The sequence below is a fragment of the Blastococcus sp. URHD0036 genome (assembly GCF_000701365.1).
Taxonomy (GTDB): Bacteria; Actinomycetota; Actinomycetes; order Mycobacteriales; family Geodermatophilaceae; genus Trujillonella.
The window spans coordinates 265,906-291,842 of the sequence record NZ_JNIK01000015.1 but is presented as its reverse complement, the minus strand read 5'-3'; the positions used below and the strand labels follow the sequence as shown (position 1 = coordinate 291,842).

The window sequence follows — 25,937 nt, the reverse complement described above, 5'->3', positions numbered from 1 at the left end:
ACGGTGCCGCTGCCTCGCGAGGGTGTGATCGAGGTGGTACCGGCGCGTTCTCAGTACTTCTGGGCGCGTCGCTGCCGGATGGGGGCGATCGTGCCGTCGGCGAGGCGCCGGGTGGTCACGAGGAACGCCGTGTGGGCCACCATCCGGTGCTCGGGACGGACGGCGAGACCCACCGCGTGCCACGGCCGCAGCAGCGACTCCCACGCGTGCGGCTCGGTCCAGACGCCCTGCTCGCGCAGCGCCTCGACGTAGGTCGACAGCTGCGTCGTGGTCGCGACGTAGCCGACCAGGACGCCGCCGGGCCGCAGCGCCGCGGCGACGGTCGGCAGCACCGCCCAGGGCTCCAGCATGTCCAGGACCACCCGGTCGACGACCTCCTCGGCGGGGTGGTCGGCCAGGTCGCCCAGGCGCAGGCTCCAGTTGTCCGGCACCTCCCCGAAGAACGCGCCGACGTTGCCGCGCGCCACGTCGGCGAAGTCCTCGCGGCGTTCGTAGCTGGTCACCGTGCCCCCGCTGCCGACGGCGCGCAGCAGCGAGCACGTCAGCGCCCCGGAGCCGGCGCCGGCCTCCAGCACCCGCATGCCGGGGCCGACGTCGCCGAACCCGACGATCTGGGCGGCGTCCTTCGGGTAGATCACCTGGGCACCGCGCGGCATGGACAGGACGAAGTCGGCCAGCAGCGGGCGCAGCGCGAGGTAGCCGGTGTTGGCCGTGGAGTGCACGACCGAGCCCTCGGGAGCGCCGATGAGGTGGTCGTGCTCGATCGCCCCGCGGTGGGTGTGGAACTGCTTGCCGGCCTCGAGGACGACGGTGTGGTGGCGGCCCTTCGGATCGGTCAGCTGCACCCGGTCGCCGACCTCGAACGCCCCCGCCACGGGCTCCCGGGGCGCGGCCACGGCATCGGGCAGGGCGTCGGGCACGGTCTCGAGGGGCTGTTCCTGCTGCGGGTCCACGGGCGTCGAGCGTACGGAGCGGCTCCCGGCGGCCTGCCGACGGCGCGGGGACTCGGAACTGTCGGTGGCCCGACCTAGCCTCGGACCCATGACGGTGCTCCACCCCGACCCGGTCTCCCCCGCCCCGGCGCCTCCGGCCGCCGTCGAGGCGCCGGGCGCCCCCACCGACGCCACCGCGCCGCGCCGGCCCTCGCTGTCGCCGAGCCGCGCGGCCGACTTCAAGACCTGCCCGCTGCTCTACCGGTTCCGCACCATCGACCGGCTCCCCGAGCGCAAGAGCCTGGCGGCGGTCCGCGGCACGCTGGTGCACGCCGTCCTCGAGAAGCTGTACGACCTGCCCGCGCCCGAGCGGACTCCGGAGGCCGCCCAGCAGCTGCTCGCCCCCGCGTGGGAGGAGCTGTCGGCCGACCCGGCGATGACCGAGCTGTTCGAGCCCCCCGCCGAGGGCGAGGCGCCGCCACCCTCGCTGGAGTCGTGGCTGGCGTCGGCCGGCGCGCTGGTGGAGTCCTACTTCACGCTCGAGGACCCGACGCGCATCCAGCCCGAGGCCCGCGAGCAGCTGGTCGAGGTCACCCTGCCGGACGGGCTGCTGCTGCGCGGCTTCGTCGACCGGCTCGACGTCGCGCGCAACGGCGCGCTGCGGGTGGTCGACTACAAGACCGGGTCGATGCCGCGCGAGGCGTTCGAGGCCAAGGCCCTGTTCCAGATGAAGTTCTACGCACTGGTGCTGTGGCGCACCCGGGGCGTCGTGGCCAGCCAGCTCAAGCTCATCTACCTCGGCGGCAGCGCCGACGCGCTCACCTACGCGCCCGACGAGGAGGAGCTGGTCCGCTTCGAGCGGACGCTGCAGGCGATCTGGTCGGCGATCGAGCGGGCCGTGGCCACCCAGGACTTCCGCCCCAACCGGACCCGGCTGTGCGACTGGTGCGACCACCAGGCGCTGTGCCCCTCCTTCGGCGGCACTCCCCCGCCGTTCCCCGCCGAGGCCGCCGCCGCGGCCGGGTGGGCCACCCTGCCGCTCGTCGAGCGCGACTGACTCATCGGCGGCCGCGCAGCTGCGCGGTGCGCGCGTCGACCTCGCCGTAGGGCGTCGCGGCAGGCGCCGGCCGGCCGTCACGCAGCTGCCCGGCCACCGCGACCGCCGCGTCGACCGAGGCCCGGAACAGCAGCGATCCGGTGCTCACGCGGCGGACCCCGAGCTCGGCCAGCCGGGGCACGGTGTGCTCCGCCGAGGCGAGCACGTTCACCGGCACCGGGACGACGTGCGTCAGGGTCGCGATCTGCCCCTCGGTCAGCCGGCCGGGGACGAAGACCCCGTCGGCGCCGGCGTCGAGGTACCGCAGGGCGCGCTCCGTCGTCGCGGCGATGTCCGCCTGCTCCCCCAGCCAGAAGGTGTCCACCCGGGCGTTGACGAAGACGCTCGGGCACAGCCGCTTGACCGCCGCGACCTTCGCCGCGTGGCCGCGCGGGTCGACCAGCCGGCCGGCGGTGCTGTCCTCGAGGTTGACGCCGGCGACCGGCAGGCCGGCGACCAGGTCGGCCACCGCTGCCGGGTCGTCGGCGAACCCGTCCTCGAGGTCCACCGAGATGGGTACCGGCAGCGGCGCCAGCAGCCGGGCCAGCCGCACCGTGGCGCCGCGGACGCCCCGGGTGGCGTCGCCGAGCCCGGCGGCCGCCGCGACGCCGAGGCTCGTGGTGCCGACGGCCGGGAACCCGTCGGCGACGAGCGCGAGTGCGGAGGCTACGTCCCAGGCGTTCGGCAGCAGGAGCGGCGCCGGGCCGTCGTGCAGGTCCCGGAAGCTCGTGGCGGTGCCGCTCACGGCACTAGGACCGCGGTCAGTGCCCGGCCCGGGCAGGCGTGCGGGCCCCGGCCGAACGGCGCCCCGGTCAGGTCCACCTCCACGGTCCGCCCGTCGGGAGCCACCCGCCGGGTCGTCGGGACCGGCGGCCCGGGCAGCCCGCTCCGGCGCTGCTCGAGGAGCGCCTGCAGGGCACCGTGCGCCTGGACGAGCAGGCAGATGCGGGCGGCGGTCGTGTCGTCCCGTGCGCCGCACGCCTCGACCAGCCGTTCCAGCGCGGCGTCGGCGCCGCCGGACTGCCGCGTGTGCGGCTGGTAGGCCGCGGCCACCACCGCCACGTCGGGAGCGCAGGCCGCCGGCAGGTCCAGCGCGCGGAGCAGGGCCGGGGTGGGGTCCTCACCGGGCGCGGGCGCGACGGACAGCCCGGCCACCAGGGTGTCGACCGCGGCCCGGCGCCGCCGGTGCTGCGCGCCGTCGCAGAAGCGGGGTACCCGGGCCCGCAGCCACGCGAGCCCGGTCTCGCCGGAGGGTGCCGCGGGCACGAGGTAGCGCGGGTCGTCGAGGACGTCGGGGCCGAGGAGTTCCACCCGGCGAGCCTGGCGCGGGAACCGTTCGGCCGGCACCGAACCGTCGGGCACCGAACCGTCCAAGCCGAACCGTCGGTGGCGCGGGCCAGGATGGGCCCGTGCCCCTGACCGCCGAGTCGCTGACCCGCTTCGCCGGCCTGCTCGCCGACCGCAGCCGGGCCGCGATGTGCCTGGCCCTGCTCGACGGCCGGGCGTGGACGGCGGGCGAACTGGCGCGGCACGCCGACGTCGTCCCGTCCACGGCCAGCGAGCACCTGACCGCACTCGTGACCGCCGGGGTGCTCGCCGAGCAGCGGCAGGGCCGCCACCGCTACCTGCGGCTGGCCGGCCCCGAGATCGCCACGGTCCTCGAGGACCTGGGGTCCCTCGTGGGCGAGCGCGCCCGGCCCACGTCGTTGCGGACCGCGCGGGCCGACGACCGCCTCGCCGCGGCGCGGACCTGCTACGACCACCTCGCCGGCGCGTGGGGCGTCGCGGTGTTCGACGCGCTCGTCGCGAAGGGCTTCCTAACCGGCCCGGGTGGCCAGGGCGTGACGCCCGCCGGCCGCGCGTGGTTCGCCGAGGTGTGTCCCGGCTCGGTCGAGACCGCGTCCCGGAGCCGCCCGCTCGTCCGCGAGTGCCTGGACTGGACCGGGCGCCGGTCGCACCTGGGCGGCCGGCTCGGCGCCGCGCTGCTGGAGCGGGCCCTCGCCTCGGCCTGGGTCGTCGCGGTGCCCGGCTTCCCGCGGGCGCTGACCGTGACCTCGACCGGCCGGGAGGCCTTCGCCGACCTGCTGTGCGTCGACCTCGTGCCAGGCTGACGCACCGTGCCCCTGGACCACGAGCGGCTGACCGCCGTCCTCATCGACCAGACCGAGCTGCTCCGCGCCGTCGTCCGGGCCACTGACCCGGCCACCCCGGTGCCGACCTGCCCGGGCTGGACGATCGCCGCGCTCGTCGAGCACCTGGCCGGCGGGCAGCGCCGAGTCGCCGCGACCGTCGCCGGGCGCGCTCCCGAGCCGCCGGACGACGCCTCCTCCCGTACGCAGGAACCGACCCCGGCCGAGCTGGACGCCGAGCTGGGCGACAGCTGCGCCGCCCTGGTGACGGCGCTGCGCGCGGCCGGTCCGGACGCCGCGGTGCAGACGCCGTTCGGGCCGCGCACCGCGGCCTTCTACGCCCGCCGGCGCGCGCACGAGACCGCCGTGCACCGCGCCGACGCCACCCTGGCCGCCGGCCTGCCCTACGAGCTCGAGGCCGACGTCGCCGTGGACGCGCTCGACGAGTGGCTGGAGCTCGGGTCGCTGCCGGTCATGCTGGAGCGCTCCCCCGGCCGCCGCGCCCTCCTCGGCCCCGGCCGGACCGTGCACCTGCACGCCACCGACACCCCGGCCGACCTCGACGCGGAGTGGGTGGTCGACCTGACCGGCGACGTCCCCTCGTGGCGGCGGGCGCACGAGAAGTCCGCGGTCGCCGTCCGCGGACCGGTGACCGGGCTGCTGCTGCTCGTCTACGGCCGCCAGGGCGTCGAGGAGTCCGGCGCGGAGGTCTTCGGCGACCGCGACCTGCTCGACGCCTGGGTGGCCGCGGCCCCCTTCGGCTGAACCGCCGTCGGCGCGGGCGGTCGATGCGGCAGGATCGGGGCATGACCGAGCAGCAGGCGGACGGGCCGGCCCCGGGCGAGATCCCCTTCGGCCTGCTGTGGGGCATCAAGCGGTCGTTCGTGGCCTACGTGCGCCGGATGCCCGACGGCCAGGGCTCCATCCACGACGGCGCCGTCCCGCTCGGCGAGAACACGATCCTGTTCCCCGCCACCGAGGCCACGAGCACCGACGGTGACACCTTCGCCTTCCGCGGCGACGTCCGGTTCCGCGGGCACGGCGGGATGCTGTTCGTGCGCGTCGCGGAGCCGGTGATCACCGTGCGCGGCGACCGGGCCGAGCTGTCCATCGCCGACCCCTACGCCCGGGTCGACGCCGACCGCGTTCCCCTGGTCACCCTCCAGCTGGCCGAGGGGCCGGCGCCCGAGGGGGCGCGGGTGTGGCTGGGTTCCGACGTCCGGCTCACCGAGGCCGGCGCGGTGCTGTTCAACGACGTCTACCAGCCCGGCGAGGAGTTCGAGCAGCTCAGCGTGATCCTGCCGCTGGCCGACTGACCGGTCAGCGGCCGGCGGTCTCCCGGGCGGTGAGCAGCTCCGCGAGGTCGTCGACCCCGAGGCCGGTCAGCGTCTCCCGGAGCACCAGCCCCGGCGCCGGCTCGATCGCCTGCAGCGCCGGTACCCCGAGCACCGCGGCTCCCGACGCCAGGCCGGACGCGATCCCGACGGCGGAGTCCTCGACGACGACGCAGCGGCGCACGTCCACCCCGAGCGCCGCGGCCGCCTGGAGGTAGGGCGCCGGGTCCGGCTTGCGGGCGGGCACCTCGTCCCCGCAGACGGTGACGTCGAACGGCGTCCGGCCGTCGAAGGACCGGCCCATTGCGCCGAGCACCAGGTCGGTCAGCCGTCGTGCCGTCGTCGTCACCAGCGCCGTCGGCAGCCCCGCGGCGCGGACGGCGGCGAGCAGCTCCCGGGCACCCGGGCGCCAGGGCACGCCGGCGGCCATGAGCTCGGCGACGCGGTCCTGCACCCACCCGGCGTCCGCCCGTTCGCGCGACTCGTCGGCGGGCAGGCCGAGGTCCGTCGACAGGATCCGCATCGAGGTCGCCATGCTCTGGCCGACCGTCGCGGCCCGTGCCGCCGCGCTCAGCTCACCACCGCGGCGGCGGGCGAGGTCGAACAGCGCCTCGCCCCAGAACTCCTCGGTCTCCACGAGCGTGCCGTCCATGTCGAACAGCACCGCGGCCGGTGCGGAGAGCGTGTCCATCGGGACCCACGCTACGGGGCCGGCTCCGGACGCTGTGAGACGGTGCGGACATGGCAGAGCCCGCCCTCTTCGTCCCCGACGGTGACGCCTTCGTCGCCACGGTGCTGTCCCAGGGTGCCTGGGACCCCGGCGACGCCAACGGCGGCTCGACGCTCGCCCTGCTCGCGCACCGCCTGGACGACGTGCCGACGCTGGTGCCGATGACCCTGAGCCGGCTGACCGCCGACCTGATGCGGCCCCTCCCCCTGGGCCGGCCGCTCACCGTGGAGGCCTCCGTCGTCCGCGAGGGCAAGAAGATCCAGCTCGTCGACCTGCACCTGCTCGTCGACGGCGTCCTGCACGCACGGGCGTCGGCGCTGCGGCTGCGCGACGCCGACCTGACCGGACTCGAGGGCCACCCCACCGGCGTGCCCGTGGCCTCGGCCGCGCCGCTCGTCCCGCCGGAGGAGGCGGTGAGCCTGCGCGAGACGTCGGCCCGCCCCGGCGGCTTCCTCGACGCCGTCGACATGCGCTACGCCCCCACGACCGACGGGACCGGCCGGGGAGTGTGGGTCCGGTTGGAGGTGCCGGTCGTGGCCGGGGAGCCGGTCCGGCCGGTCTCCCGGATGGCGCTGGCCTTCGACTACGCGAACAACATCAACGTCTCCATGGACCCCGGCTCGGCCACCACCATCAACCCCGACGTGAACGCGCACGTCCTCCGACAGGCGGTCGGCGAGTGGATCGCCCTCACCGGCGAGACCCGGTTCAACCCCGACCTCGGGCGCGGCGTCTCCACGGCGGTCCTCAGCGACGCGAGTGGCGCGTTCGCGTACGTGACGGTGACCCAGCTGGTCCAGCCCCGCGCGCGCTAGCGGCTCTTGGGCACGTCGCCCGCATAAGGCACAATCTTATCCATGATGGGATCGTGCCCCGACCGGGCGGAGACGCCGCGGTGAGGCTGAGCAGGGCCAGCCTGTGCAACCGGCTCCTGGAGGACGGCGAGGAGGACCTCGCCGTCCTCGTGGCCCGGGCGGACCTGCCCGAGGTGCTCGACACCGACCGTGACGGCCCGGCCCTCGCCGCGCTGGGCCTCGACCGCGAGGAGCTCGAGGCGCTGCTCCCGGCCCGTCCCGCCGAGACGCTCCCGGTCGACGACGAGGCGCAGGACACCGCCGTCCGGCGCACCCTCTCCGGTCGCTGGGCGCACCTCGTCTCGACGTGGACCGCCCCCGGCCCCGAGACCCCCCGAGGAGAACCGTGACCGAGCTGACCGGCACCGTCCCGGCCCGGCTGCGCTGGGAGGGGGCAGCCGCTCTCTCCCCGGAGGTCCGCCAGACGCTGCTCGGGCCCGGTGCGCCCTTCGAGCTGGCCACCGAGGAGGTGCTCGGCGTCCCGCACACCGTCTTCGCGCGGCGCCCCCGGACCCTGCGGGCGCTCCTGGAGGACAAGACGCCCGGCCAGCTGGAGCTGCCGTTCCTGCACTCGGTGCCCACCGGCCGGACCTGGAGCTACCGGGAGGCGCTCGCCGACATCGACGCGATCGCCGTCCTGCTGCAGCAGCGGCACGGCGTGCGGGCCGGCGACCGGGTCGCGATCGTGGCCGCCAACCACGCCGAGTACGCCCTCCTGATGTGGGCGGTCGTGACCCTCGGCGCCGTCGTCACCGGCCTCAACGGGTGGTGGACGGGACCCGAGCTGACCCACGGGATCGCGCTGAGCTCCCCGGTGCTGATCGTCGGCGACGAGCGCCGGCTGGCCCGGCTCGAGCCGGGGTCGGTGCCCGACGGCGTGCCCGTCCTCGACCTGCACGAGCTGCACGCCGAGGCGCAGCAGTTCCTCGGCCGGAGCCCCGGGCCGGTGGACCTCGCCGAGGACGACCCCGCCGTCCTCCTCTTCACCAGCGGCACGACCGGCCGGCCCAAGGGCGCGGTCCTCTCGCACCGGAACATCGTGAACTTCGCCCTCGTCGGCCGGCTGTCCGGCGCGATCGCGACCGCCGGCCTGCCCGCCGCGACGCTGGCCGCCATGCCGCAGTCCTGCTCGGTGGTCACCGGGCCGCTGTTCCACGTCTCCGGGATCGCGCCGGTGCTGGTGACCGCGGCCTCCTCCCCCACCAAGCTGGTCTTCCCCGCGCCCGGCCGCTGGGACCCGGTGGTGCTCATGGAGCTCGTGCAGGAGCACCGGGCCACCTACCTGGCCGGCGTCCCGACGCAGTTCTGGCGGCTGCTGCGCCACCCCGACGTCGGGCGCTACGACCTGTCGTCGGTCACCTCGACGTCGACCGGGGGGTCGGCCTTCCCGCCCGAGCTGGTCCGGGCGCTGCACGAGCGGTTCCCGCGGGTGCGGCTCGGCAACGGCTACGGCATGACCGAGACCGTCGGGCTGGGCGCGCGGATCGGCAACGACGAGTTCCTCGAGGTGCCCGAGTCGGTCGGGCCCGCGCAGGTCACCGTGGAGATCGAGGTGCGCCGCGACGACGGGTCGCTCGCCGACGAGCACGAGGTCGGCGAGGTCTTCCTGCGCAGCCCCTCGGTCTTCCTCGGCTACTGGGACGACCCCGCGGCGACCGCCGCCGCGCTCGACGCGGAGCGCTGGTACCGCACCGGCGACTTCGGGCGGGTGTCCGGTGGGCTGCTGTACCTGGAGAGCCGCCGGCGGGACCTCATCATCCGCGGCGGGGAGAACGTCTACCCGATCGAGGTCGAGAACCGGCTGGTCGAGCACCCGGACGTCGACGACGCCGCGGTGATCGGCGTGGACCACCACGACCTCGGCCAGGAGCCGAAGGCCTTCGTCGTCCCCCGGGCCGGCGCGGACCTCACCGAGGAGTCGGTGCGCGCGTGGTGTGCCCTCGCACTGGCCCCGTTCAAGGTGCCCGCCTCGGTCGAGTTCCGCCCCGCGCTGCCCTACAGCGACACCGGCAAGCTGCTGAAGAAGGCGCTCGAGGACGAGGAGCGGTCGCGGTGACCGGGCTGGCCGGCCGGGTCGCCGTCGTCACCGGGGCGGGGAGCGGGATCGGTGCGGCGTCCGCGGCCGCCCTGGCCCGGGAGGGCGCGGCGGTCGTGCTGGCCGGCCGCACCGCCGACACGCTCGAGGCGCAGGCCGCGCGCATCGTGGCCGCCGGCGGCCGGGCGGTGGCCGTGCGCGCCGACGTCACGGTGGAGGACGACGTCGTGGCGGTGCTGGACCGGGCGGTGGTCGAGTTCGGCCGCCTCGACGTGCTGCACGCCAACGCCGGCGGCACCTCGCGCGCCGACCGCGACGTGGCGACCACCTCCGAGGAGATCTGGCACGAGGCGCTCCAGCTCAACCTGGTCGCCGTCGCGACCGGCATCCGGCACGCCATCCCCCGGATGACGGCGACCGGCGGCGGGTCGATCGTCGTGACGGCCTCGGCGGGCGCCTTCGCCGGCGGCACCGGCAAGGTCGCCTACGCCGCGGCCAAGGCGGGCGTGATCGCCCTCGTCAAGCACGTCGCCTCCTCGCACGGCGCGGCCGGCATCCGCTGCAACGCCATCGCCCCCGGCCTCGTGCTCACCGAGGGGGCGCGCGCCTACACGCCCGACGCGATGCTCGACGCGATCGCCCGCCACCAGCCGCTGGCCGGGTTCACCACCCCCGACGACGTCGCCGACCTCGCCGTCTTCCTCGCCGGCGACGGCTCCCGGTTCGTCACCGGCCAGACGATCACCATCGACGCCGGGACGACGGCCATGGCCCCGGCGACCCCGGCACTGCGCGACGCCCTGCGCCGCTGACAGCGGGCACCGCGGGGGTCAGCCCCGGGGCCGCACCCGGGCGCGCAGTCGCTCCACGCCCTCGAGGTAGGCGGGCTGGCGCTGCGACCAGTCCTGGGCGATCTGCTCGACCTCGCCGGCCATCCGGCCCACCGACAGGGCGCCCCCCAGTGCGAGGGTGGCCTTGGTCCGGCGCAGCAGCTCCCGGTCGCGCGCGGCGACCCGGGCGGTCAGCGCCTGCACCGTCGGGTCGAGCTCGGCGTCCGGGACGGCGCGCCAGACCAGCCCGCAGCCCTGCGCCTCGGCGGCGGTGATCCGGTCCCCGAACAGGATCAGCGCCGCCGTCCCCTGGCGGCCGATCCGCTCCTGCATGCGGGTCAGGTAGCCGCCTGCGGGGTGGATGCCGATGTCGAGGAAGCGGATGTCGAAGGTGACGCTCTCGGCGGCGAGCACGACGTCGCAGGCGAGGAGGAAGTTCACGCCGGCGCCGATGACCGGCGCCTGGACGGCCGCGACCACCGGGACCGGGAGCGCCGCCAGCGCCCGGAACCCGCGGTAGGCCGCGGTCGGGTCGCCGGAGGGGTCGAGCAGGGAGTCGACGTCCCCGCCGGCGGAGAAGACCGGGCCCTCGGCCCGCAGCACGACGACGTGCACCGACCGGTCGGCGCGCAGCTGCGCGCACGCGCGCTCCAGCTGGCCGACAAGGACGGGGTTGCAGCTGTTGCGCCGGCCGACGTCGACCAGGGTCACCTCGGCCACGGCGTCGCGCACCTGCACGGTGACCGCGGTCCGCTCGTCCTCCACCATGGCGCTCTCCTGACGTCGACGGTGGCCGCATCCTACAAAAGATGGATAGGTTGCCGACCACCGCCGGGAACGGCGCTCCGGCGCCGGGAGGGAGCCGCATGTCCACGTCCGGGTTCGACCTCAGTGGCCGGACGGCGCTCGTGACCGGTGCCGGCCGCAGCGTCGGCGAGGGCATCGCCCGCGAGCTCGCCGCCGCCGGTGCCGCGGTCGCGGTCAACGACCTGCACGCCGACCGGGCCGAGGCCGTCGCCGCCTCGATCCGCGACGCCGGGGGGGCGGCGGTGGCCGCGCCGTTCGACGTCACCGACGCCGCCGCCCTGGACGACGCCCTCGCCCGGGTCACCGCGGAGCTGGGCCCGGTCGACGTCCTGGTCAACAACGCCGGCGTGCCCGAGGGCCAGCGCACCCGGCAGTTCCTCGCCACCGACGAGAGCGACTGGCTGCTGCAGATCCAGCTCAACCTGCTGGGCTCGATGCGGGTGATCCGCGCCGTCCTCCCGGGCCAGGTCGAGCGCGGCTGGGGGCGGGTCGTCCAGATCTCGTCGGGGGCGTCGTCGCGCGGTCTCGACATCGGGGTGAGCGCCTACGGCGCCGCGAAGAGCGGCATCGAGGGCCTCGTCCGGCACGTCGCGACGGAGGTCGGCCCCTCGGGCGTGACGGTCAACGCCATCGCCCTCGGGCTGATGGAGAACGTGGGGCAGCGCAACGCCGACCACCTCGAGCACCTGGTGCGCGACATCCCGGTGCGCCGGCTGGGCCGCCCGTCGGAGATCGGCGGGACGGCGGTGTGGCTGGCCAGCGAGTACGGCGGCTACGTCACCGGGCAGGTCGTCCACGTCAACGGCGGCGCCCTGAACGGCCGCTGAGGGCGCCGCCGTCCTCCCTCAGGCGGGGCGGCGCGTGGCCAGGGTCCAGCCGTTGTCCTTCATGACCTTCTCGGCGTCGGCCATCGTGTAGTCGAAGTTCTGCAGGTCCTTGAGGTAGCTGGCCGGCTCGGCGAGGCCCTCCACGTGCGGGTAGTCCGAGCCCATGAGGATGTGGTCGGCGCCGAGCAGCTGGAGCAGGCTCTTGAGCTCGTCCTCGTAGAACGGCGCCACCCACACGTGCCGCTTGAACGTCTCGCGCGGGTCCTCGGGGAACAGGTGCGGCACCTGGCCCCACGCCTTGGTGAGCTTCTCGAAGAGGTGGAACACCCACGAGGAGCCGGTCTCGATGGCGGCGATCCGCAGGTTCGGGAACCGGGAGAACAGCCCGAGCGCGAGGTGGCTGGCGATGGTGTCCTGCATGTAGCTGGCCGAGTGCAGGCTGCGGAAGGCGTTCGCGCGGAACGCCTCGGCGAAGTCGTTCTGGCCCCAGTCGCCGAGGTACTTCGTGTAGATCGTGTCGCCACCGTGGTAGAGCACGGTGATCCCGGAGTCGTTGGCCAGCTGCCAGAACCCGTCGAACATCGGGTCACCGGGGGCCTTGCGGCCGAGGACCGTGGTCACCGGCCCGCCGACCATGACGACGAAGCGGGCGTCGTGGTCCAGCGCCCACTGCAGCTCGCGGACGGCGTTCTCCGGGTCCGACAGCGTGATGTACGGCGCGGCGAAGATCCGGTTCTGGTAGGCGAAACCCCAGTCCTCCTCCATCCACCGGTTGAACGCGCGGAAGGCGGCTGCCGCCGCGGGCAGGTCGTGAGCCAGCGCGGTCTCCATGCCGACCCCGAGCGTGGGCAGCATGATGCAGGCCTCCATGCCCTGCTCGTCCATGAGCGCGAGGCGAGCGTCGCGGTCGCGGTACTCCGCCCGGATCGGCTCCAGCTCGCCGAACAGCTTGCTGGGGTCGGCGCTCTTGGGGTTGCGGCCGCGGAAGTACTCGTCCATGACGCCGGGCGCCGCGACCGGGTCGAAGGTCGGGTTCGGGATGAACTTGTTGACCTTCTCCCCCACCAGCAGGCGCGTCTTCCCCTCGACCTGGACCCACTGCATCGCGCGCTTCCGGTACGCCGGCTCGATGTGCCGGGTGAACGCGTCGAGCGCCTCGTAGTAGTGGTTGTCGCAGTCGAAGTACCGGAACGGCAGGTCGGTCACGGGGTGCTCTCTCTCCGGGATGGGCGTCGCGCGGGGCTCGACGCAAGAATAGAACAGCGTTTCAGTCAGGACAACCCTCAGCCCCGGGGCAGGCCCAGCACGTGCTCGGCGACGACGTTGAGCTGGATCTCCACGGTCCCGCCGCCGATCAGCAGCTGCGGCGTGGACAGGTACGCCGCGGCGGCCGCGCCCCCGGGCCCGTCGGTCACCGCCGCCTCCGGGCCGCGCCAGGAGAGCACCGTCCGGGTCACCTGGGCGTGCTGCTCGGCCGAGCCGACCTTGAGCACGCTGGCCTCCGCACCGGGCTGGCCGCCGGCGAGGCGGCGCAGCAGCGACCGGCGGCCGAGGGCCTCCAGCGCCGCGCCTCGGGCGGTGAGCCCGGCCAGGTCGCGCAGCACGCTGCCCCGGTCCGCGCCGGCCTCGAGGCCGCCCCGGGCGTGCACGGCCAGGTCGCCCGTCCCGCCGCCGCCGCCGCCGGAGCGTCCGGTGGCGATGGACACGCGCTCGTTGCCCAGCGTGGTCCGGGCCAGCCGCCACCCCTCCCCCGGAGCGCCGACCAGCGCCTCCGGGGGCACGACGACGCCGTCGAGGAAGACCTCGTTGAACATGTACTGGCCGTTGGCCTCGCGCAGCGGGCGCACCTCGACGCCGGGCGCGTGCATGTCGACGAGGAAGTAGCTCAGCCCCTTGTGCTTGGGGGCGTCGGCGTCGGTGCGGGCCAGGCAGATGCCGACGTCGGCCAGCTGCGCCTTCGACGTCCACACCTTCTGCCCGTCCAGCCGCCAGCCGCCGTCCACCGGCACCGCGCGCGTGGCCAGCGAGGCGAGGTCGGACCCGGCGCCGGGCTCGCTGAACAGCTGGCACCACACGAGCTCGCCGCGCAGCGTCGGGAGCACGTGCCGCTCGCGCTGCTCCTCGGTGCCGTGTGCCAGGAGCGTCGGCAGGGCCCACTCCCCGATGACGGTGGAGGGCTGCTCCAGGCCGGCCCGCTCGTACTCCTGGGCGACGACGACCTGGCCGACCGGGTCGAGGCCGAGCCCGTACGGCTCCGGGTACTGCGGCGCCACGAGCCCGGCGTCGGCCAGCGCGCGGCGCCGCTGCTCCTCGGGCAGCGCGGCGATCCGGGCGAGATCGGCGGCGACCCGCTCCCGCAGCCCGGCCGGCTCGTCGGCCAGCTCGAGCGCGGCGGTGCGCGCGGTGGTCAGCGCCAGCTCGCCCAGCCGCAGCGAGCCGGACGCCTGCGGCCCCAGCAGGGCGGCGAGGCCCATCGCCCGCCGCCAGTACAGGTGCAGGTCGTGCTCCCACGTGTAGCCGATGCCGCCGAGCAGGGTGACGGTGTCCAGCGCCAGGTCGACGGCGTCGGCCACGCAGGTCTCGGCGGCCGCGGCGGCGGCCAGCGCGAACTGGTCGGCGCCCTCGCCGGCGGCGGTGGCCGCGTCCCAGACGGCGGCGGCCATCAGCTCGGTGCGGGTGAACAGCCGGGCGCACTTGTGCTTGACCGCCTGGAACGAGCCGACCGGGCGGCCGAACTGCTCCCGCACCTTCACGTAGGCCAGCCCCGTCTCCTGGCACCAGCGCGCCAGCCCGGCGGCCTCCGCGCTGACCAGCAGCTCGGCGAGGGTCCGCACCTCGTCCGCGTCGACGTCGAGGACGGCGTCGGCGGGCACGTGCAGGTCGGGCACCTCCAGCCGGCCGACGTCCCGCGTGACGTCGACGCCCTCGGCGCGGTGCCGGGCCAGCCGGCCGGCGCGCCCGGCGTCGAGGACGAACCACCGCGCGCCGCCGGGCGTCTGCGCGGCGAGGACGACGATCTCGGCGGCCAGCGCCCCGAGCACCGGCCCGGTCTCCCCGGAGAGGACCCAGCCGCCGTCGGCCTCGCGTGCGACGACGTTCCCGGCCGCGAGCGCCAGGCACCCGGTCGCCCCACCGGCGAAGGCGGTGAGCACCGGCGCCGCGCCGCCGGACCGGGCGAGGAGCGCACTGGCCAGCACGGTGGGCAGCAGCGGCCCGGGCACCAGCGCCCGTCCGGCGGCCTCGACGACGACGGCCAGCTCGGTCAGCCCGGCGCCGTCGCCACCGACGGCCTCGGGGAGGTGCAGCGCGAGGAGGCCCTGGTCCCGCAGCTGGGCCCAGCCCGCCGGCCGCTCCCCGGCCGCGAGCTGCGCCAGTCCGGCGCGGGTGCTGTCGACCGGGAAGGAGCGCGCGGCGACGCCGGCCACCGACCCGGCCAGCGCGACGTGCTCCTCGAGCAGCGCGATGCCCATCCTCAGCCGTCCAGGCCGAGGACGCGGGCGGCGTTGCCGTACAGGAACTTCGGCCAGACCTCGTCGCGGAAGGGCACCGCGGGCAGGTCGCGGAAGATGCGCTCGAGGGACATGCCCGCCGGGAAGTACCCCGCGTAGATGACCTTGTCCGCGCCGCGGCTGTTGGCGTAGTCGACGATCGCCTTCGGGTAGTACTTCGGCGAGAACGCCGAGGTCGAGTAGTACAGGTTCGGCCACTTGAGCATGAGCTTGACCGCCAGCTCCTCCCACGGCTCGCAGCCGTGGCGGGTCACGAAGACCAGGTCGGGGAAGTCGAACATGACCCGGTCGATCCGGCCGACCTCCTGCACCTCGTAGGGCACCCGCGGACCGGGGACGCCGGCACAGACGAAGATCGGGATGCCGAGCTCCACGCAGGTCGCGTACACCGGGTACATCTGCGGCGCGTCGATCGCCACCTGCGGGAAGGTGCCGGCCGGGAACACCGTGGTGGCCCGGATGCCGTACTCCTCGTACTCCCGGCGCAGCGCCCGCACGGTGCCCATGACGTCGTTGGGGTCGGTCACCACGCCGGCCGGGATGAACCGGTCGGGGTGGTCGGTCACGGCGCGCGCGGCGACCTCGCCGTTGACGTGGACCATGCCCTTCTCGACCCCGAAGCGGTCCATCTCGCCGAGGGTGATCGAGACCGGGTCCGACGTCGGCAGGTCGGTCGGGACGTCCTTGAACATGTACTCGGCCGGCATGTGCGAGGCCTGCGAGGCGGCGTCCTTGGTCTGCCGGCGGATGAAGTCGTACTGGGCCGTCCCCTCGGTCGGGAAGCCGATCAGCGTGTCGATGACCGGGAGGTCGGTCGGGCCGGGCATGGGTCTCCCTCGCAGAGGTGGCGGAGCAGGATCGGCCGGGCGACGCGCCTCCGGCCCGCTCACTTTGGAACACCGTTCTAAGCACGTCAAGGAGCGGTGGGCCTCCCCCGTCCGGGGGCGGCCCGTCCCTCGGGACGGCTCGCCCACCCCGTCGGCCGCTACCGTTCTCCCCGTGACCGCCCTCGAGGCGCCCGCGCCGCTGCCGCGCGAGGCGATGACCGCCCGCCAGCTGGCCCGCCGGACCCGGCTGCTCGAGGCCGTCGTCGAGATCGTCACCGAGGTCGGCCCGCAGGCGCTGCAGATGCGCGAGGTCGCCGAGCGTTCCGGCGTGGCGCTGGGCACCGCCTACAAGTACTTCCGGTCCCGCGAGCAGCTGCTGGCCGCCGCCCTGGCGGAGTGGCAGCAGCCCCTCTGGGCCCGCATGAGCTCGGTGAGCCGCTCCCCCGGCGCCGACACCGGCGAGCTGGTCTCGGCCTACCTGCGGCGGGCGCTGCGGTCGTTCCAGCGCAACCCGAACATGGGCGCGCTCATGGTGCTGATGCAGACCTCGACCGACCCGGACGTGGTGGAGACGCTGGCCGAGATGGGCACGCAGAGCAGCGCGCTCATGGAGCAGATGCTGGTCGGGCTGCCGGCCGAGGCGGTGCCGCACGTGGGCCGGGGCCTGGAGGCCGTGCTGATGAACTCCGTGACCGCCCTGGTCACCGGGCGCGCCACCCTGGACGAGGCGCTGGAGCGGGTCGAGGGCGTGGCCCGGCTGCTGCTGGCCGGAGCCAACGCCTCCTGAGCCGGGCGGGCACTCGCCCTGAGCGGATGAGGTCCCGCCGGAGGCAGCTCACCACCCTGACCGGGATGACGTACTCGATCCTCGGCCGGGATGCGGCCAACGGCGACCTCGGGATCGCGGTCGCGTCGCGGTTCCCGGGCGTCGGGGGCCTCGTCCCCTACGGCGAGGCCGAGGTCGGCGCGGTGGCGACCCAGGCGTTCGGCAACCCCCGGCACGGCACGACCGGGCTGACCCTGCTCCGCTGCGGCGCCTCCCCGCGGCAGGCGCTGGACGTCCTGCTCGGCGGTGACGACTCGGCCGGCCGCCGTCAGGTCGCGCTCGTCGACCGGCACGGCGAGACTGCCTTCCACACCGGCGCGGAGCTGCACACCTGGGACGGCTGGGCCGGGAGCGCACCGGGCCGGCAGTGCGTCGCCCTCGGCAACGGGCTCGCCGGCCCCGACGTCGTCGGGGACATGGTCGCGACCTTCGAGAACTCGCGGCTCTCCCTCGCCGAGCGGCTGGTGGCCGCCCTGGAGGCGGGCCGCCGCGCCGGGGGCGACATCCGCGGTCAGCAGGCCGCGGCCCTGCTCGTGCTGCGCCGCGACGGGGGCTACGGCGGCCTCGACGACCGGCACGTCGTGATCTCCGTCTACGACCACGCGCACCCGATCGACGAACTGGTCCGCTGCTCCGCCCTCCACCGCCTCGCCTACTTCCCGAGCGAGCCGGCCGCGCTGGTGCCCATCGGGCCCGAGGTGGCCCTCGAGCTGAAGCGGCTCATGACCGCCCGGCACGTCTACGCCGGGCCCCTCGACGGCAGCTGGGACGACGACGTCCGGCGGCGGTGGGCGCTCTTCCTGGGCAGCGAGAACTACGACAACCGGATCAACGACGGGCTGCTCCTCGATCTCGAGGTGCTGGCAGACCTGCGGAGCAGGTACGGCGCACCGGCCCCGTCCTGACCCGCGCCGGCCCGCTCATCCGGATCGGATGACGATCCACCCGCGCAGTGGTGGTTGGTTCGCCTCCTCCGACCCGCTCCCCGAGAGGCGTGACCGCGATGTGCAGGTGGATGGCCTACGTGGGGGAACCCGTCTTCGCGGACATGCTGCTGTACCGGCCCGAGCACTCGATCATCGACCAGAGCCTGCACGCCAACCTCGGCGGCTTCGCCACGAACGGCGACGGCTTCGGCATCGGCTGGTACGGCGCGGACGGCGCCGATGGCGCCCCGACGGTCTTCAAGGACACCCACCCGGCGTGGAACTGCGAGAACCTGCGCGAGATCGCGCCCCGGATCCGCACGCCCCTGTTGTTCGCGCACGTCCGCGCCTCCAGCGGGACCCCGGTGCAGCGCAGCAACTGCCATCCCTTTCGCCACGGCAACTGGCTGTTCATGCACAACGGGTCGCTGGCGGACTTCCACAAGGTGCGGCGCGACCTGCTGGTGGCCGTCGACCCGGCGCTGTTCCCCGACATGGAGGGCTCCACCGACACCGAGGCGCTGTTCTACCTGGCCCTCACCTTCGGTCTGAAGGAGGACCCGCCCGGTGCCGTCGCCCGCGCGGTCGGCTTCATCGAGGACGTCGGCCGTGCCCACGGGATCGAGTACCCCGTGCACATGACCCTCGCCACCACCGACGGCGAGCGGGTCTGGATCTTCCGCTACTCCAGCGAGAAGGCCACGAGCTCGCTCTACTTCTCCCACGACGTCACGCAGGTGCGGGCGCTGCACCCCGAGCTCGACGTCCTCAAGAAGCTGGGTGACGACACCCGCTTCATCGTCTCCGAGCCGCTGCGCGACCTCCCGGGCGCCTGGGACGAGGTCCCGGAGGCGTCGTGGGCGCTCATCCGGGGTGCCGACCAGGAGACGCACCACTTCGAGCCCGTGGTCCCCGGCTGAGCCGGCCGGACCGGGCATGGACCTGCGGCAGCGTGTCGCCACGCTGATGCCGGGGGTGCACGACGAGCTCGCCGAGCTCGTCGCCATCCCCTCGGTGGCCGATCCCCGCACATACCCGCCGGAGGAGTGCGCCCGGGCCGCGGAGTGGGTGCGCGGCCGGTTCGCCGCCCTCGGGTTCGGCGACGCCCGCCTGGCCGAGACGGCCGACGGCAGCCTCGCCGTCCTGGGGACCCGTCCCTGTGCCGACCCGGATGCGCCGACGGTGCTGCTCTACGCCCACTACGACGTGCAGCCACCGCTGGACGAGTCGGCCTGGCACACGCCGCCGTTCCGGCTGACCGAGGTCGACGGGCGCTGGTACGGCCGCGGCGCCGCGGACTGCAAGGGCAACGTCTTGATGCACCTCCTCGCCCTGCGGGCCCTCGGGGACGACGTGCCGGTCCACCTGGGGCTGGTGGTCGAGGGCTCCGAGGAGCAGGGCACCGGCGGCCTGGAGGCCTACGTCGCGGCCCACCCCGGGCAGTTCCGGGCCGACGCCGTGCTGGTGTGCGACACCGGCGGCGTCGCGGTCGGCGAGCCGGCGGTGACGGTCAGCCTGCGCGGGGTGGTCGGCGTCGTGGTGACCGTGATGGCGCTGGAGGCGCCGCTGCACTCCGGGGTCTTCGGCGGCGCGGCTCCCGATGCGCTCGCCGCGCTGATCGCGGTGCTGGCTACCCTGCGCGACGCTCGGGGCAACACCACCGTCCCCGGGCTGGAGAACACGCAGACCTGGACCGGCGCGGCCTACCCGGCCGAGCAGTTCCGCCGGGACGCCGGGGTGGTCGAGGGCGCCGGCCTGCTCGGCGACGGCACCGTCCCCGAGATGCTGTGGGCGCGGCCGGCCATCACGGTGGTGGGCATCGACTGCCCACCGGTACAGGGGTCGAGCGCGGCGATCGTCCCGCGGGCCGCTGCCCGGCTGGACCTGCGGATCCCACCCGGGACCGATCCCGGCCGGGCCGAGGAGGCGCTGGTGGCGCACCTGCGGTCGGCCGCTCCCTGGGGCGTGCGGATGGAGGTGGCGACGCTGTCCACCGGCGCGCCGTTCCGGGCAAGCGTCGACGGCGCTGCTCACCGCGCGGTGGCCGCGGCCATGACGGACGCCTACGGCGTGCCCATGACGGCGCTCGGGGCGGGCGGGTCGATCCCGCTGTGCACCGTCTTCGCCGGCCTCTCCCCCGCCCCCGAGGTGGTCCTCATGGGCGTCGAGGAGCCACGATCGCTGATCCACGCGCCCGACGAGAGCGTCGCCCCGGGTGAGATCGCGGCGATGGCGCTGACCGAGGCGCTGTTCCTGCGGGACTACCCGGCCGCCCTGCAGCGCGCCGGACGCTGATCGGCATGCGCGGATACCGGGCCGACCACGCCTTCGACGGCGACCGCGTCCTCCCCGGCGGCGTCCTGGTGCTCGTGGAGGACGACCGGATCGTCGGCGTCGACCCCGCCTCCGCCGCGGCGCCGGCCGGGGTCGAGGTCCGGTACGTGCCGGGGACCACGCTGCTGCCCGGGCTGGTCGACACCCACGTGCACCTGTGCGCCGACGCCGGTTCACGTGCGCTGGACACCATCGCCGGTCGCTCGGCCGAGGCCCTCGACGCGGGCATCGAGGAGGCATTGCGCCGGCAGCTCGCCGCGGGGGTGACGGGGGTCCGTGACCTCGGCGACCACTCCTTCGCGGTGCTCGACCGCCATCGGGACCCCGCCGGGGGCCCGACCGTCGTCGGCTCCGGGCCACCCATCACCTCCCCCGGCGGCCACTGCTGGTCGATGGGCGGCGGGGCCCGGGGCGAGGGGGCTCTCCGCGTCGCCGTCCGTGAGCGCGTCGACCGCGGAGCGGGCGTCGTCAAGGTGATGACGAGCGGCGGGCTGCTGACCCCCGGGACCGATCCGTTGGCCTGCCAGTTCAGCCCTGCGGAGCTGCGGGCAGTGGCCGACGAGGCGCACCGGCACGGCCTGCCGGTGACCGGTCACGCCCATCCGCTGGTCGCCGTCGAGCGCAGCGTGGCTGCCGGCTTCGACGGCATCGAACACGGTAGCTGCCTGACGGCCGGAGGGATCCGCACGCCGCCGGAGCTCACGGCGCGGCTGGCCGCCGACGGGACACCCGTCTGCCCGACCCTCGGCCGGCTACCGGGGATGGACCCGCCGCCGCACGTCGCGGCCCGCATGGCGGAGGTCGGGACGTCCTACGAGCACCAGCTGGACAACGCCGCCGTCCTGCACGAGGCGGGGGTCGCCCTCCTCGCCGGCACCGACGCCGGGGTCGGCCCGAGCAAGCCGCACGGCGTGCTGCCCCACGCCGTGGTCGAGCTGGTCGGATGCGGCCTGCCCGTGGCGACGGCGCTCACCGCCGCGACCGGCAGGGCCGCGCGCGCCTGCGGCCTCGGGAGCCGCACCGGGCGCCTGGCCATCGGGCTGCAGGCCGACCTGCTGCTGGTTGACGGCGACGCGACCGTGGACGTCAGCGCGCTGCTCCGGTTGCGCACCGTGGTCTGCCGGGGCCGGGAGGTCGACCTCGCCGGGCCGTGCGGCTGACCCGCGGCATCACTCGTCGTCGGTGCGGTACCCCAGGTTCGGCGACAGCCAGCGCTCGGCCTCCCGGAGCGTCCAGCCCTTGCGCCGCGCGTAGTCCTCGACCTGGTCGCGGCCCACGCGGCCCAGGACGAAGTAGCGCGACTCCGGGTGGGCGAAGTACAGCCCGCTGACCGCCGCGCCCGGCCACATGGCCATGCTCTCGGTCAGCTCGATACCGGTGGCCGCCTCGACGTCCAGCAGCTCCCAGATCGTGCGCTTCTCGGTGTGCTCGGGGCAGGCCGGGTAGCCCGGCGCCGGGCGGATGCCCCGGTACTTCTCCTCGATCAGCTGGCCGCTGTCGAGGTGCTCGTCGGCGGCGTAGCCCCAGAACTCGCGGCGGACCCGCTCGTGCAGCCGCTCGGCGAAGGCCTCGGCCAGCCGGTCGGCCAGCGACTCCAGCAGGATCGCGGCGTAGTCGTCGTTCTCCTTCTTGAACGCCGCGACCCGCTCGGCGGAGCCGAGGCCGGCGGTCACGGCGAAGGCGCCCACGTAGTCGCGCAGCCCCGTCTCCTTCGGGGCGACGAAGTCGGCGAGGGACTTGCGGGCCGAGCCGTCGCGGCCCTCGGTCTGCTGGCGCAGCTGGTGCAGCGTGGTCCGGACGGCGCTGCGGGTCTCGTCGGTGTAGACCTCGATGTCCTCGCCGTCGACCCGGTTGGCCGGGAACAGCCCGAAGACGCCGCTGGCCCGCAGCCACCGCTCGTCGACGATCCGGTCGAGCATCGCCTGCGCGTCCTCGTAGAGGCGGCGCGCGGCCTCACCGGTGGTCGGGTTGTGCAGGATGTCGGGGAACCGGCCGCGCATCTCCCACGCGTTGAAGAACGGCTGCCAGTCGATGTACTCGCGCAGCTCCGCCAGCGGGTAGTCGGCGAAGCTCTTCACGAACTGCGTGGCCAGGCCGTGCCGGTGGTCGCAGCCCGGCCCGGAGCAGACGTCCTTCGCCTGCTGCAGGAGCATGCGGGGCCGCGGTGGGGCGTAGGCCGACCAGTCGAGCGCCGGCGCGGCCTCGCGGGCGGCCGCCAGCGGGAGCACCTTCCGGGTGTCCTGGCGGGCGGCGTGCCGCTCGCGCAGCTGCGCGTAGTCGGTCTCCACGCCGGCCAGCAGGCCCGGCCGCTGCTCGTCCGACAGCAGCGCGGCCACCACCGGCACCGAGCGCGAGGCGTCCTTCACCCAGATGACCGGACCGTGGTACGCCGGGGCCACCTTCACCGCGGTGTGCGCCCGCGACGTCGTCGCCCCGCCGATGAGCAGCGGGATGTCGAAGCCCTGCCGCTCCATCTCGGCGGCCAGGTTGACCATCTCGTCCAGCGACGGGGTGATCAGCCCGGACAGCCCGATGATGTCGGCGCCCTCGGCCTTGGCGGCGTCGAGGATCTTCTGCGCCGGCACCATGACGCCCAGGTCGACGACGTCGTAGTTGTTGCACTGGAGCACGACGCCGACGATGTTCTTGCCGATGTCGTGGACGTCGCCCTTCACGGTGGCCATGACGACCTTGCCGTTGCTGCGCTCGACGTCGCCGGGCTGCTTCTCCGCCTCGATGTAGGGGATCAGGTACGCGACGGCCTTCTTCATGACCCGCGCGGACTTGACCACCTGCGGCAGGAACATCTTCCCGGCGCCGAACAGGTCGCCGACCACGTTCATCCCGCTCATCAGCGGGCCCTCGATGACCTCGATGGGCCGGCCGCCGCGGGCGCTGATCTCGGCGCGCAGCTCCTCGGTGTCGGCCTCGACGAACTCGTCGATGCCCTTCACCAGGGCGTGGGTGATCCGCTCCCCCACCGGCAGCGACCGCCACTCCTCGGTGGCGGCCTCGACGACCTCACCGGTGCCGGCGAAGTCGCCGGCGATCTCGAGCAGCCGCTCGGCGGCGTCGGGCCGCCGGTTGAGGACGACGTCCTCGATCCGCTCGCGCAGCAGCGCCGGGACCTCGTCGTACACCTCGAGCGCCCCGGCGTTGACGATGCCCATGTCCATGCCGGCGCGGATCGCGTGGAACAGGAACACCGCGTGGATGGCCTCGCGGACCTTGTTGTTGCCGCGGAAGGAGAACGAGACGTTCGAGACGCCGCCGGAGACCAGCGCGCCGGGCAGGTTCTCCTTGATCCAGCGGGTGGCCTCGATGAAGTCCACGCCGTAGTTGGCGTGCTCCTCGATGCCCGTGGCCACGGCGAAGACGTTCGGGTCGAAGATGACGTCCTCGGCCGGGAAGCCGACCTGGTCGACGAGGATGTCGTAGGCGCGGCGGCAGATGACCTTGCGCCGCTCGAGGTCGTCGGCCTGGCCGTCCTCGTCGAAGGCCATGACGACGACCGCGGCCCCGTACTTGCGGCACAGCCGGGCCTGGGTGACGAACTCCTCCTCGCCGTTCTTCAGCGAGATCGAGTTGACGATCGACTTGCCCTGCACGCACTTGAGGCCGGCCTCGATGACCTGCCACTTGGAGGAGTCGACCATCACCGGCACGCGGGAGATGTCGGGCTCGGCGGCGACCAGCTTCAGGAAGCGGTCCATGGCCGCGACACCGTCGATCATCCCCTCGTCCATGTTGACGTCGATGACCTGCGCGCCGGCCTCGACCTGCTGGCGGGCGACGGCCAGGGCGGCGCCATAGTCGCCCTCGCGGATCAGCCGGCGGAAGCGGGCCGAGCCGGTGATGTTGGTCCGCTCGCCGACGTTGACGAACAGCGAGTCCTCGTCGACGGTCAGCGGCTCCAGGCCCGACAGCCGCAGCGCCGGCCGCGGAGCCACCGGGACCCGCGGCGCGGCCCCGGCCACCGCCTGCGCCAGCGCCGCGATGTGCGCCGGCGTGGTGCCGCAGCAGCCGCCGACGACGTTCACCAGCCCGCTCGCGGCGAACTCGGCGAGGATCCCGGCGGTGTCCTCGGGCGCCTCGTCGTACTCGCCGAACGCGTTGGGCAGGCCGGCGTTCGGATAGGACGAGACGAAGGTGTCGGCCAGCCGGGAGAGCTCGGCCTGATAGGGCCGCAGCTCCCGGCCGCCGAGGGCGCAGTTGAGCCCGACGGTGAGGGGGCGGGCGTGCCGGACCGAGTGCCAGAACGCCTCGGTGACCTGGCCGGACAGCGTCCGCCCGGAGGCGTCGGTGATGGTGCCCGAGATCATCACCGGCCAGCGGCGGCCGCGCTGCTCGAACAGCGTCTCCACCGCGAAGATCGCGGCCTTGGCGTTCAGCGTGTCGAAGATCGTCTCGATCAGCAGCACGTCGGACCCGCCGTCGACCAGGGCGTCGGCCTGCTCCAGGTAGGCCTCGGCCAGCTCGTCGAAGCTGACGTTCCGGGCGCCGGGGTCGTTCACGTCGGGCGAGATGGACGCGGTGCGGTTGGCCGGGCCGATGGCGCCGGCGACGTAGCGCGGCCGGTCCGGCGTCCGGGCCGTCATCGCGTCGGCCTCGGCGCGGGCCAGCCGGGCCGCGGCGACGTTCAGCTCGTAGGACAGGCCGGACATGTCGTAGTCGCGCAGGGAGACCGCGTTCGCGTTGAACGTGTTGGTCTCGATCAGGTCGGCGCCGGCCTCGAGGTACTCGCGGTGGATCCCCGCGATGATCTGCGGCTGGGTGAGCGTGAGCAGCTCGTTGTTGCCCTGCAGGTCGCTGGGCCAGTCGGCGAAGCGTTCCCCGCGGTAGCCGGCCTCGTCGGGCCGGTCGCGCTGGATCGCGGTGCCCATGGCCCCGTCGAGCACCATGATCCGCTCCCGCAGGAGGGCGGTGAGCTCGGCGGTGGCGTCCGGTCGCAGGTCCGGGGTCTCGGGCACGACGTCGATGGTCTCATCCCGGGGCAACCGGCTTCCCGAGCCGAGGGCCGGAGCGACGTAGGCTTCCAGGGGTGATCGACCCGACGTCCCCGTCCGAGGACCTGCCGCAGCTCACCGACCCCGTGGTGGTGGTGGCCTTCGAGGGCTGGAACGACGCCGGCGACGCCGCCACCGGGGCTCTGGAGCACCTGGAGCTGATCTGGGACGCCACGCCGCTGGCCGCTCTGGACCCCGAGGACTACTACGACTTCCAGGTCAACCGGCCCACCGTCTCCCTCGTCGGCGGCGTGGCCCGGCGGATCGAGTGGCCGACCACCCGGGTCTCGGTGGCCCGCCCGCCGGGAGCCGAGCGGGACGTCGTCCTCATCCGCGGCATCGAGCCCAACATGCGCTGGCGCAGCTTCTGCGAGGAGCTCATCGAGCTGTGCCAGGAGCTGGAGGCCACGACCGTCGTCGGCCTCGGGGCCCTGCTCGCCGACACCCCGCACACCCGCCCGGTGCCGGTGACCGGCTCGGCCTACGACGCCGAGTCGGCCGAGAAGTGGGGCCTGGAGACCTCCCGCTACGAGGGCCCGACCGGGATCCTCGGCGTCTTCCAGGACGCCTGCGTGCAGGCCGGACTGCCGGCGATCAGCTTCTGGGCCGCGGTGCCGCACTACGTGTCCCAGCCCCCGTCGCCGCGGGCCACGGTCGCGCTGCTGCAGCGGGTGGAGGAGGTGCTGGAGGTGACCGTGCCGCTCGGCGCCCTCCCCGCGCAGGCCGAGGAGTGGGTCAAGACCGTCGACGAGATGGCACAGGAGGACGACGAGGTCGTCGAGTACGTCCGTTCCCTGGAGGAGCGGGCCACCGAGGTGGACCTGTCGCAGGCCAACGGCGACTCGATCGCCCGCGAGTTCGAGCGCTACCTCCGTCGCCGCGGCGGCACCTCCCCCAGCTAGCAGCACTTCGCGCGCGAAAGTCCTGGGACTTTC

24 protein-coding genes are annotated in these 25,937 nt (G+C 74.6%); 15 read left to right on the top strand and 9 right to left on the bottom strand.

The annotated features are described in order from the left end of the window. Positions 1 to 50 precede the first annotated feature (50 nt). On the bottom strand, positions 51 to 908 hold the full coding sequence (locus N555_RS0115665) for a tRNA (adenine-N1)-methyltransferase (protein ID WP_369794031.1): 858 nt from the start codon (positions 906 to 908) through the stop codon (positions 51 to 53). 133 nt (positions 909 to 1,041) lie between these two features. Here N555_RS0115665 and N555_RS0115660 point away from each other — a divergent pair, with 133 nt between their 5' ends. Continuing rightward, positions 1,042 to 1,989 carry a RecB family exonuclease gene (locus tag N555_RS0115660; RefSeq protein WP_029432439.1) on the top strand — a complete coding sequence of 316 codons (948 nt, stop codon included), beginning with the start codon at positions 1,042 to 1,044 and terminating at the stop codon, positions 1,987 to 1,989. A gap of 1 nt (position 1,990) precedes the next feature. Here N555_RS0115660 and N555_RS0115655 read toward each other — a convergent pair whose 3' ends face one another. Continuing rightward, complete coding sequence (locus N555_RS0115655; protein WP_029432438.1) at positions 1,991 to 2,773, bottom strand: isocitrate lyase/PEP mutase family protein; 783 nt, start codon at positions 2,771 to 2,773, stop codon at positions 1,991 to 1,993. Further along, positions 2,770 to 3,339, bottom strand: coding sequence for a hypothetical protein (locus N555_RS0115650; RefSeq protein WP_029432437.1), 570 nt, complete (start codon positions 3,337 to 3,339; stop codon positions 2,770 to 2,772). The genes N555_RS0115655 and N555_RS0115650 overlap by 4 nt, the downstream gene beginning before the upstream one ends. 98 nt (positions 3,340 to 3,437) lie before the next feature. Between N555_RS0115650 and N555_RS0115645 the strand changes: the two genes are divergently transcribed. The 3 genes from N555_RS0115645 to N555_RS0115635 are packed head-to-tail and all read left to right on the top strand — an operon-like array spanning position 3,438 to position 5,473. Continuing rightward, positions 3,438 to 4,139, top strand: coding sequence for an ArsR/SmtB family transcription factor (locus N555_RS0115645; protein WP_029432436.1), 702 nt, complete (start codon positions 3,438 to 3,440; stop codon positions 4,137 to 4,139). Between the two features lie 6 nt (positions 4,140 to 4,145). Next, complete coding sequence (locus N555_RS0115640; protein ID WP_029432435.1) at positions 4,146 to 4,922, top strand: maleylpyruvate isomerase family mycothiol-dependent enzyme; 777 nt, start codon at positions 4,146 to 4,148, stop codon at positions 4,920 to 4,922. Between the two features lie 41 nt (positions 4,923 to 4,963). Further along, positions 4,964 to 5,473 carry an HtaA domain-containing protein gene (locus N555_RS0115635; protein WP_029432434.1) on the top strand — a complete coding sequence of 170 codons (510 nt, stop codon included), beginning with the start codon at positions 4,964 to 4,966 and terminating at the stop codon, positions 5,471 to 5,473. 4 nt (positions 5,474 to 5,477) lie between these two features. Here the strand turns inward: N555_RS0115635 and N555_RS0115630 are convergent, their stop codons facing one another. Then, positions 5,478 to 6,182 (bottom strand): HAD family hydrolase, encoded by a 705-nt coding sequence (locus N555_RS0115630; protein ID WP_029432433.1) that lies wholly within the window; start codon positions 6,180 to 6,182, stop codon positions 5,478 to 5,480. Between the two features lie 50 nt (positions 6,183 to 6,232). Here N555_RS0115630 and N555_RS0115625 point away from each other — a divergent pair, with 50 nt between their 5' ends. The 4 genes from N555_RS0115625 to N555_RS0115610 all read left to right on the top strand — a co-directional run bounded on the left by N555_RS0115625 (position 6,233) and on the right by N555_RS0115610 (position 9,922). Then, a complete protein-coding gene (locus tag N555_RS0115625; protein WP_029432432.1) occupies positions 6,233 to 7,036 on the top strand; it encodes a thioesterase family protein in 804 nt (267 codons plus the stop codon). An 80-nt stretch (positions 7,037 to 7,116) separates the two neighbouring features. Beyond that, complete coding sequence (locus tag N555_RS0115620; protein ID WP_029432431.1) at positions 7,117 to 7,425, top strand: hypothetical protein; 309 nt, start codon at positions 7,117 to 7,119, stop codon at positions 7,423 to 7,425. After that, positions 7,422 to 9,131, top strand: a complete 1,710-nt coding sequence (locus tag N555_RS0115615) for a class I adenylate-forming enzyme family protein (protein ID WP_051684129.1) — start codon at positions 7,422 to 7,424, stop codon at positions 9,129 to 9,131. Before N555_RS0115620 ends, N555_RS0115615 begins: the two co-directional genes overlap by 4 nt. Next, on the top strand, positions 9,128 to 9,922 hold the full coding sequence (locus N555_RS0115610; RefSeq protein ID WP_029432429.1) for an SDR family NAD(P)-dependent oxidoreductase: 795 nt from the start codon (positions 9,128 to 9,130) through the stop codon (positions 9,920 to 9,922). Before N555_RS0115615 ends, N555_RS0115610 begins: the two co-directional genes overlap by 4 nt. Before the next feature lie 18 nt (positions 9,923 to 9,940). Here N555_RS0115610 and N555_RS0115605 read toward each other — a convergent pair whose 3' ends face one another. Beyond that, positions 9,941 to 10,708, bottom strand: coding sequence for an enoyl-CoA hydratase/isomerase family protein (locus N555_RS0115605; RefSeq protein ID WP_034510779.1), 768 nt, complete (start codon positions 10,706 to 10,708; stop codon positions 9,941 to 9,943). 98 nt (positions 10,709 to 10,806) lie between these two features. On the opposite strand from N555_RS0115605, the gene N555_RS0115600 reads away from it, so the two are divergent. After that, complete coding sequence (locus N555_RS0115600; protein WP_029432427.1) at positions 10,807 to 11,574, top strand: SDR family NAD(P)-dependent oxidoreductase; 768 nt, start codon at positions 10,807 to 10,809, stop codon at positions 11,572 to 11,574. A gap of 18 nt (positions 11,575 to 11,592) precedes the next feature. Here N555_RS0115600 and N555_RS0115595 read toward each other — a convergent pair whose 3' ends face one another. The 3 genes from N555_RS0115595 to N555_RS0115585 all read right to left on the bottom strand — a co-directional run bounded on the left by N555_RS0115595 (position 11,593) and on the right by N555_RS0115585 (position 15,910). Beyond that, on the bottom strand, positions 11,593 to 12,780 hold the full coding sequence (locus tag N555_RS0115595; RefSeq protein WP_029432426.1) for an amidohydrolase family protein: 1,188 nt from the start codon (positions 12,778 to 12,780) through the stop codon (positions 11,593 to 11,595). Positions 12,781 to 12,857: 77 nt separating this feature from the next. Next, on the bottom strand, positions 12,858 to 15,044 hold the full coding sequence (locus N555_RS0115590) for an acyl-CoA dehydrogenase (RefSeq protein WP_029432425.1): 2,187 nt from the start codon (positions 15,042 to 15,044) through the stop codon (positions 12,858 to 12,860). Between the two features lie 2 nt (positions 15,045 to 15,046). Continuing rightward, complete coding sequence (locus tag N555_RS0115585) at positions 15,047 to 15,910, bottom strand: amidohydrolase family protein (protein WP_029432424.1); 864 nt, start codon at positions 15,908 to 15,910, stop codon at positions 15,047 to 15,049. Positions 15,911 to 16,082: 172 nt separating this feature from the next. Between N555_RS0115585 and N555_RS0115580 the strand changes: the two genes are divergently transcribed. From N555_RS0115580 to N555_RS0115560, 5 genes are all read left to right on the top strand, one after another. Further along, positions 16,083 to 16,697: a TetR/AcrR family transcriptional regulator gene (locus tag N555_RS0115580; protein ID WP_051684128.1), complete on the top strand. Its 615-nt coding sequence runs from the start codon at positions 16,083 to 16,085 to the stop codon at positions 16,695 to 16,697. 65 nt (positions 16,698 to 16,762) lie between these two features. Continuing rightward, on the top strand, positions 16,763 to 17,641 hold the full coding sequence (locus N555_RS0115575; protein WP_029432422.1) for a DUF1028 domain-containing protein: 879 nt from the start codon (positions 16,763 to 16,765) through the stop codon (positions 17,639 to 17,641). A gap of 110 nt (positions 17,642 to 17,751) precedes the next feature. Then, complete coding sequence (locus N555_RS0115570) at positions 17,752 to 18,582, top strand: class II glutamine amidotransferase (RefSeq protein WP_029432421.1); 831 nt, start codon at positions 17,752 to 17,754, stop codon at positions 18,580 to 18,582. Between the two features lie 16 nt (positions 18,583 to 18,598). Further along, on the top strand, positions 18,599 to 19,957 hold the full coding sequence (locus N555_RS0115565; protein WP_029432420.1) for a M20/M25/M40 family metallo-hydrolase: 1,359 nt from the start codon (positions 18,599 to 18,601) through the stop codon (positions 19,955 to 19,957). Between the two features lie 5 nt (positions 19,958 to 19,962). Next, a complete protein-coding gene (locus N555_RS0115560) occupies positions 19,963 to 21,156 on the top strand; it encodes an amidohydrolase family protein (RefSeq protein WP_029432419.1) in 1,194 nt (397 codons plus the stop codon). 9 nt (positions 21,157 to 21,165) lie between these two features. On the opposite strand, the gene metH is transcribed toward N555_RS0115560, so the two are convergent. Further along, on the bottom strand, positions 21,166 to 24,948 hold the full coding sequence (gene metH / locus N555_RS0115555; protein WP_369794030.1) for a methionine synthase: 3,783 nt from the start codon (positions 24,946 to 24,948) through the stop codon (positions 21,166 to 21,168). 89 nt (positions 24,949 to 25,037) lie between these two features. Here metH and N555_RS0115550 point away from each other — a divergent pair, with 89 nt between their 5' ends. Then, positions 25,038 to 25,904 carry a PAC2 family protein gene (locus N555_RS0115550; RefSeq protein ID WP_029432417.1) on the top strand — a complete coding sequence of 289 codons (867 nt, stop codon included), beginning with the start codon at positions 25,038 to 25,040 and terminating at the stop codon, positions 25,902 to 25,904. Positions 25,905 to 25,937 lie beyond the last annotated feature (33 nt).

Bases quoted from the DNA above. Each gene is read 5' to 3' on its own strand.
- N555_RS0115590 (WP_029432425.1), bottom strand. From the start codon at position 15,044: ATGGGCATCGCGCTGCTCGAGGAGCACGTCGCGCTGGCCGGGTCGGTG.
- N555_RS0115585 (WP_029432424.1), bottom strand. From the start codon at position 15,910: ATGCCCGGCCCGACCGACCTCCCGGTCATCGACACGCTGATCGGCTTC.
- N555_RS0115560 (WP_029432419.1), top strand. From the start codon at position 19,963: ATGCGCGGATACCGGGCCGACCACGCCTTCGACGGCGACCGCGTCCTC.
- N555_RS0115635 (WP_029432434.1), top strand. From the start codon at position 4,964: ATGACCGAGCAGCAGGCGGACGGGCCGGCCCCGGGCGAGATCCCCTTC.
- N555_RS0115625 (WP_029432432.1), top strand. From the start codon at position 6,233: ATGGCAGAGCCCGCCCTCTTCGTCCCCGACGGTGACGCCTTCGTCGCC.
- N555_RS0115660 (WP_029432439.1), top strand. From the start codon at position 1,042: ATGACGGTGCTCCACCCCGACCCGGTCTCCCCCGCCCCGGCGCCTCCG.
- N555_RS0115575 (WP_029432422.1), top strand. From the start codon at position 16,763: ATGACGTACTCGATCCTCGGCCGGGATGCGGCCAACGGCGACCTCGGG.
- N555_RS0115605 (WP_034510779.1), bottom strand. From the start codon at position 10,708: ATGGTGGAGGACGAGCGGACCGCGGTCACCGTGCAGGTGCGCGACGCC.
- N555_RS0115630 (WP_029432433.1), bottom strand. From the start codon at position 6,182: ATGGACACGCTCTCCGCACCGGCCGCGGTGCTGTTCGACATGGACGGC.
- N555_RS0115600 (WP_029432427.1), top strand. From the start codon at position 10,807: ATGTCCACGTCCGGGTTCGACCTCAGTGGCCGGACGGCGCTCGTGACC.
- N555_RS0115565 (WP_029432420.1), top strand. From the start codon at position 18,599: ATGGACCTGCGGCAGCGTGTCGCCACGCTGATGCCGGGGGTGCACGAC.
- N555_RS0115570 (WP_029432421.1), top strand. From the start codon at position 17,752: ATGGCCTACGTGGGGGAACCCGTCTTCGCGGACATGCTGCTGTACCGG.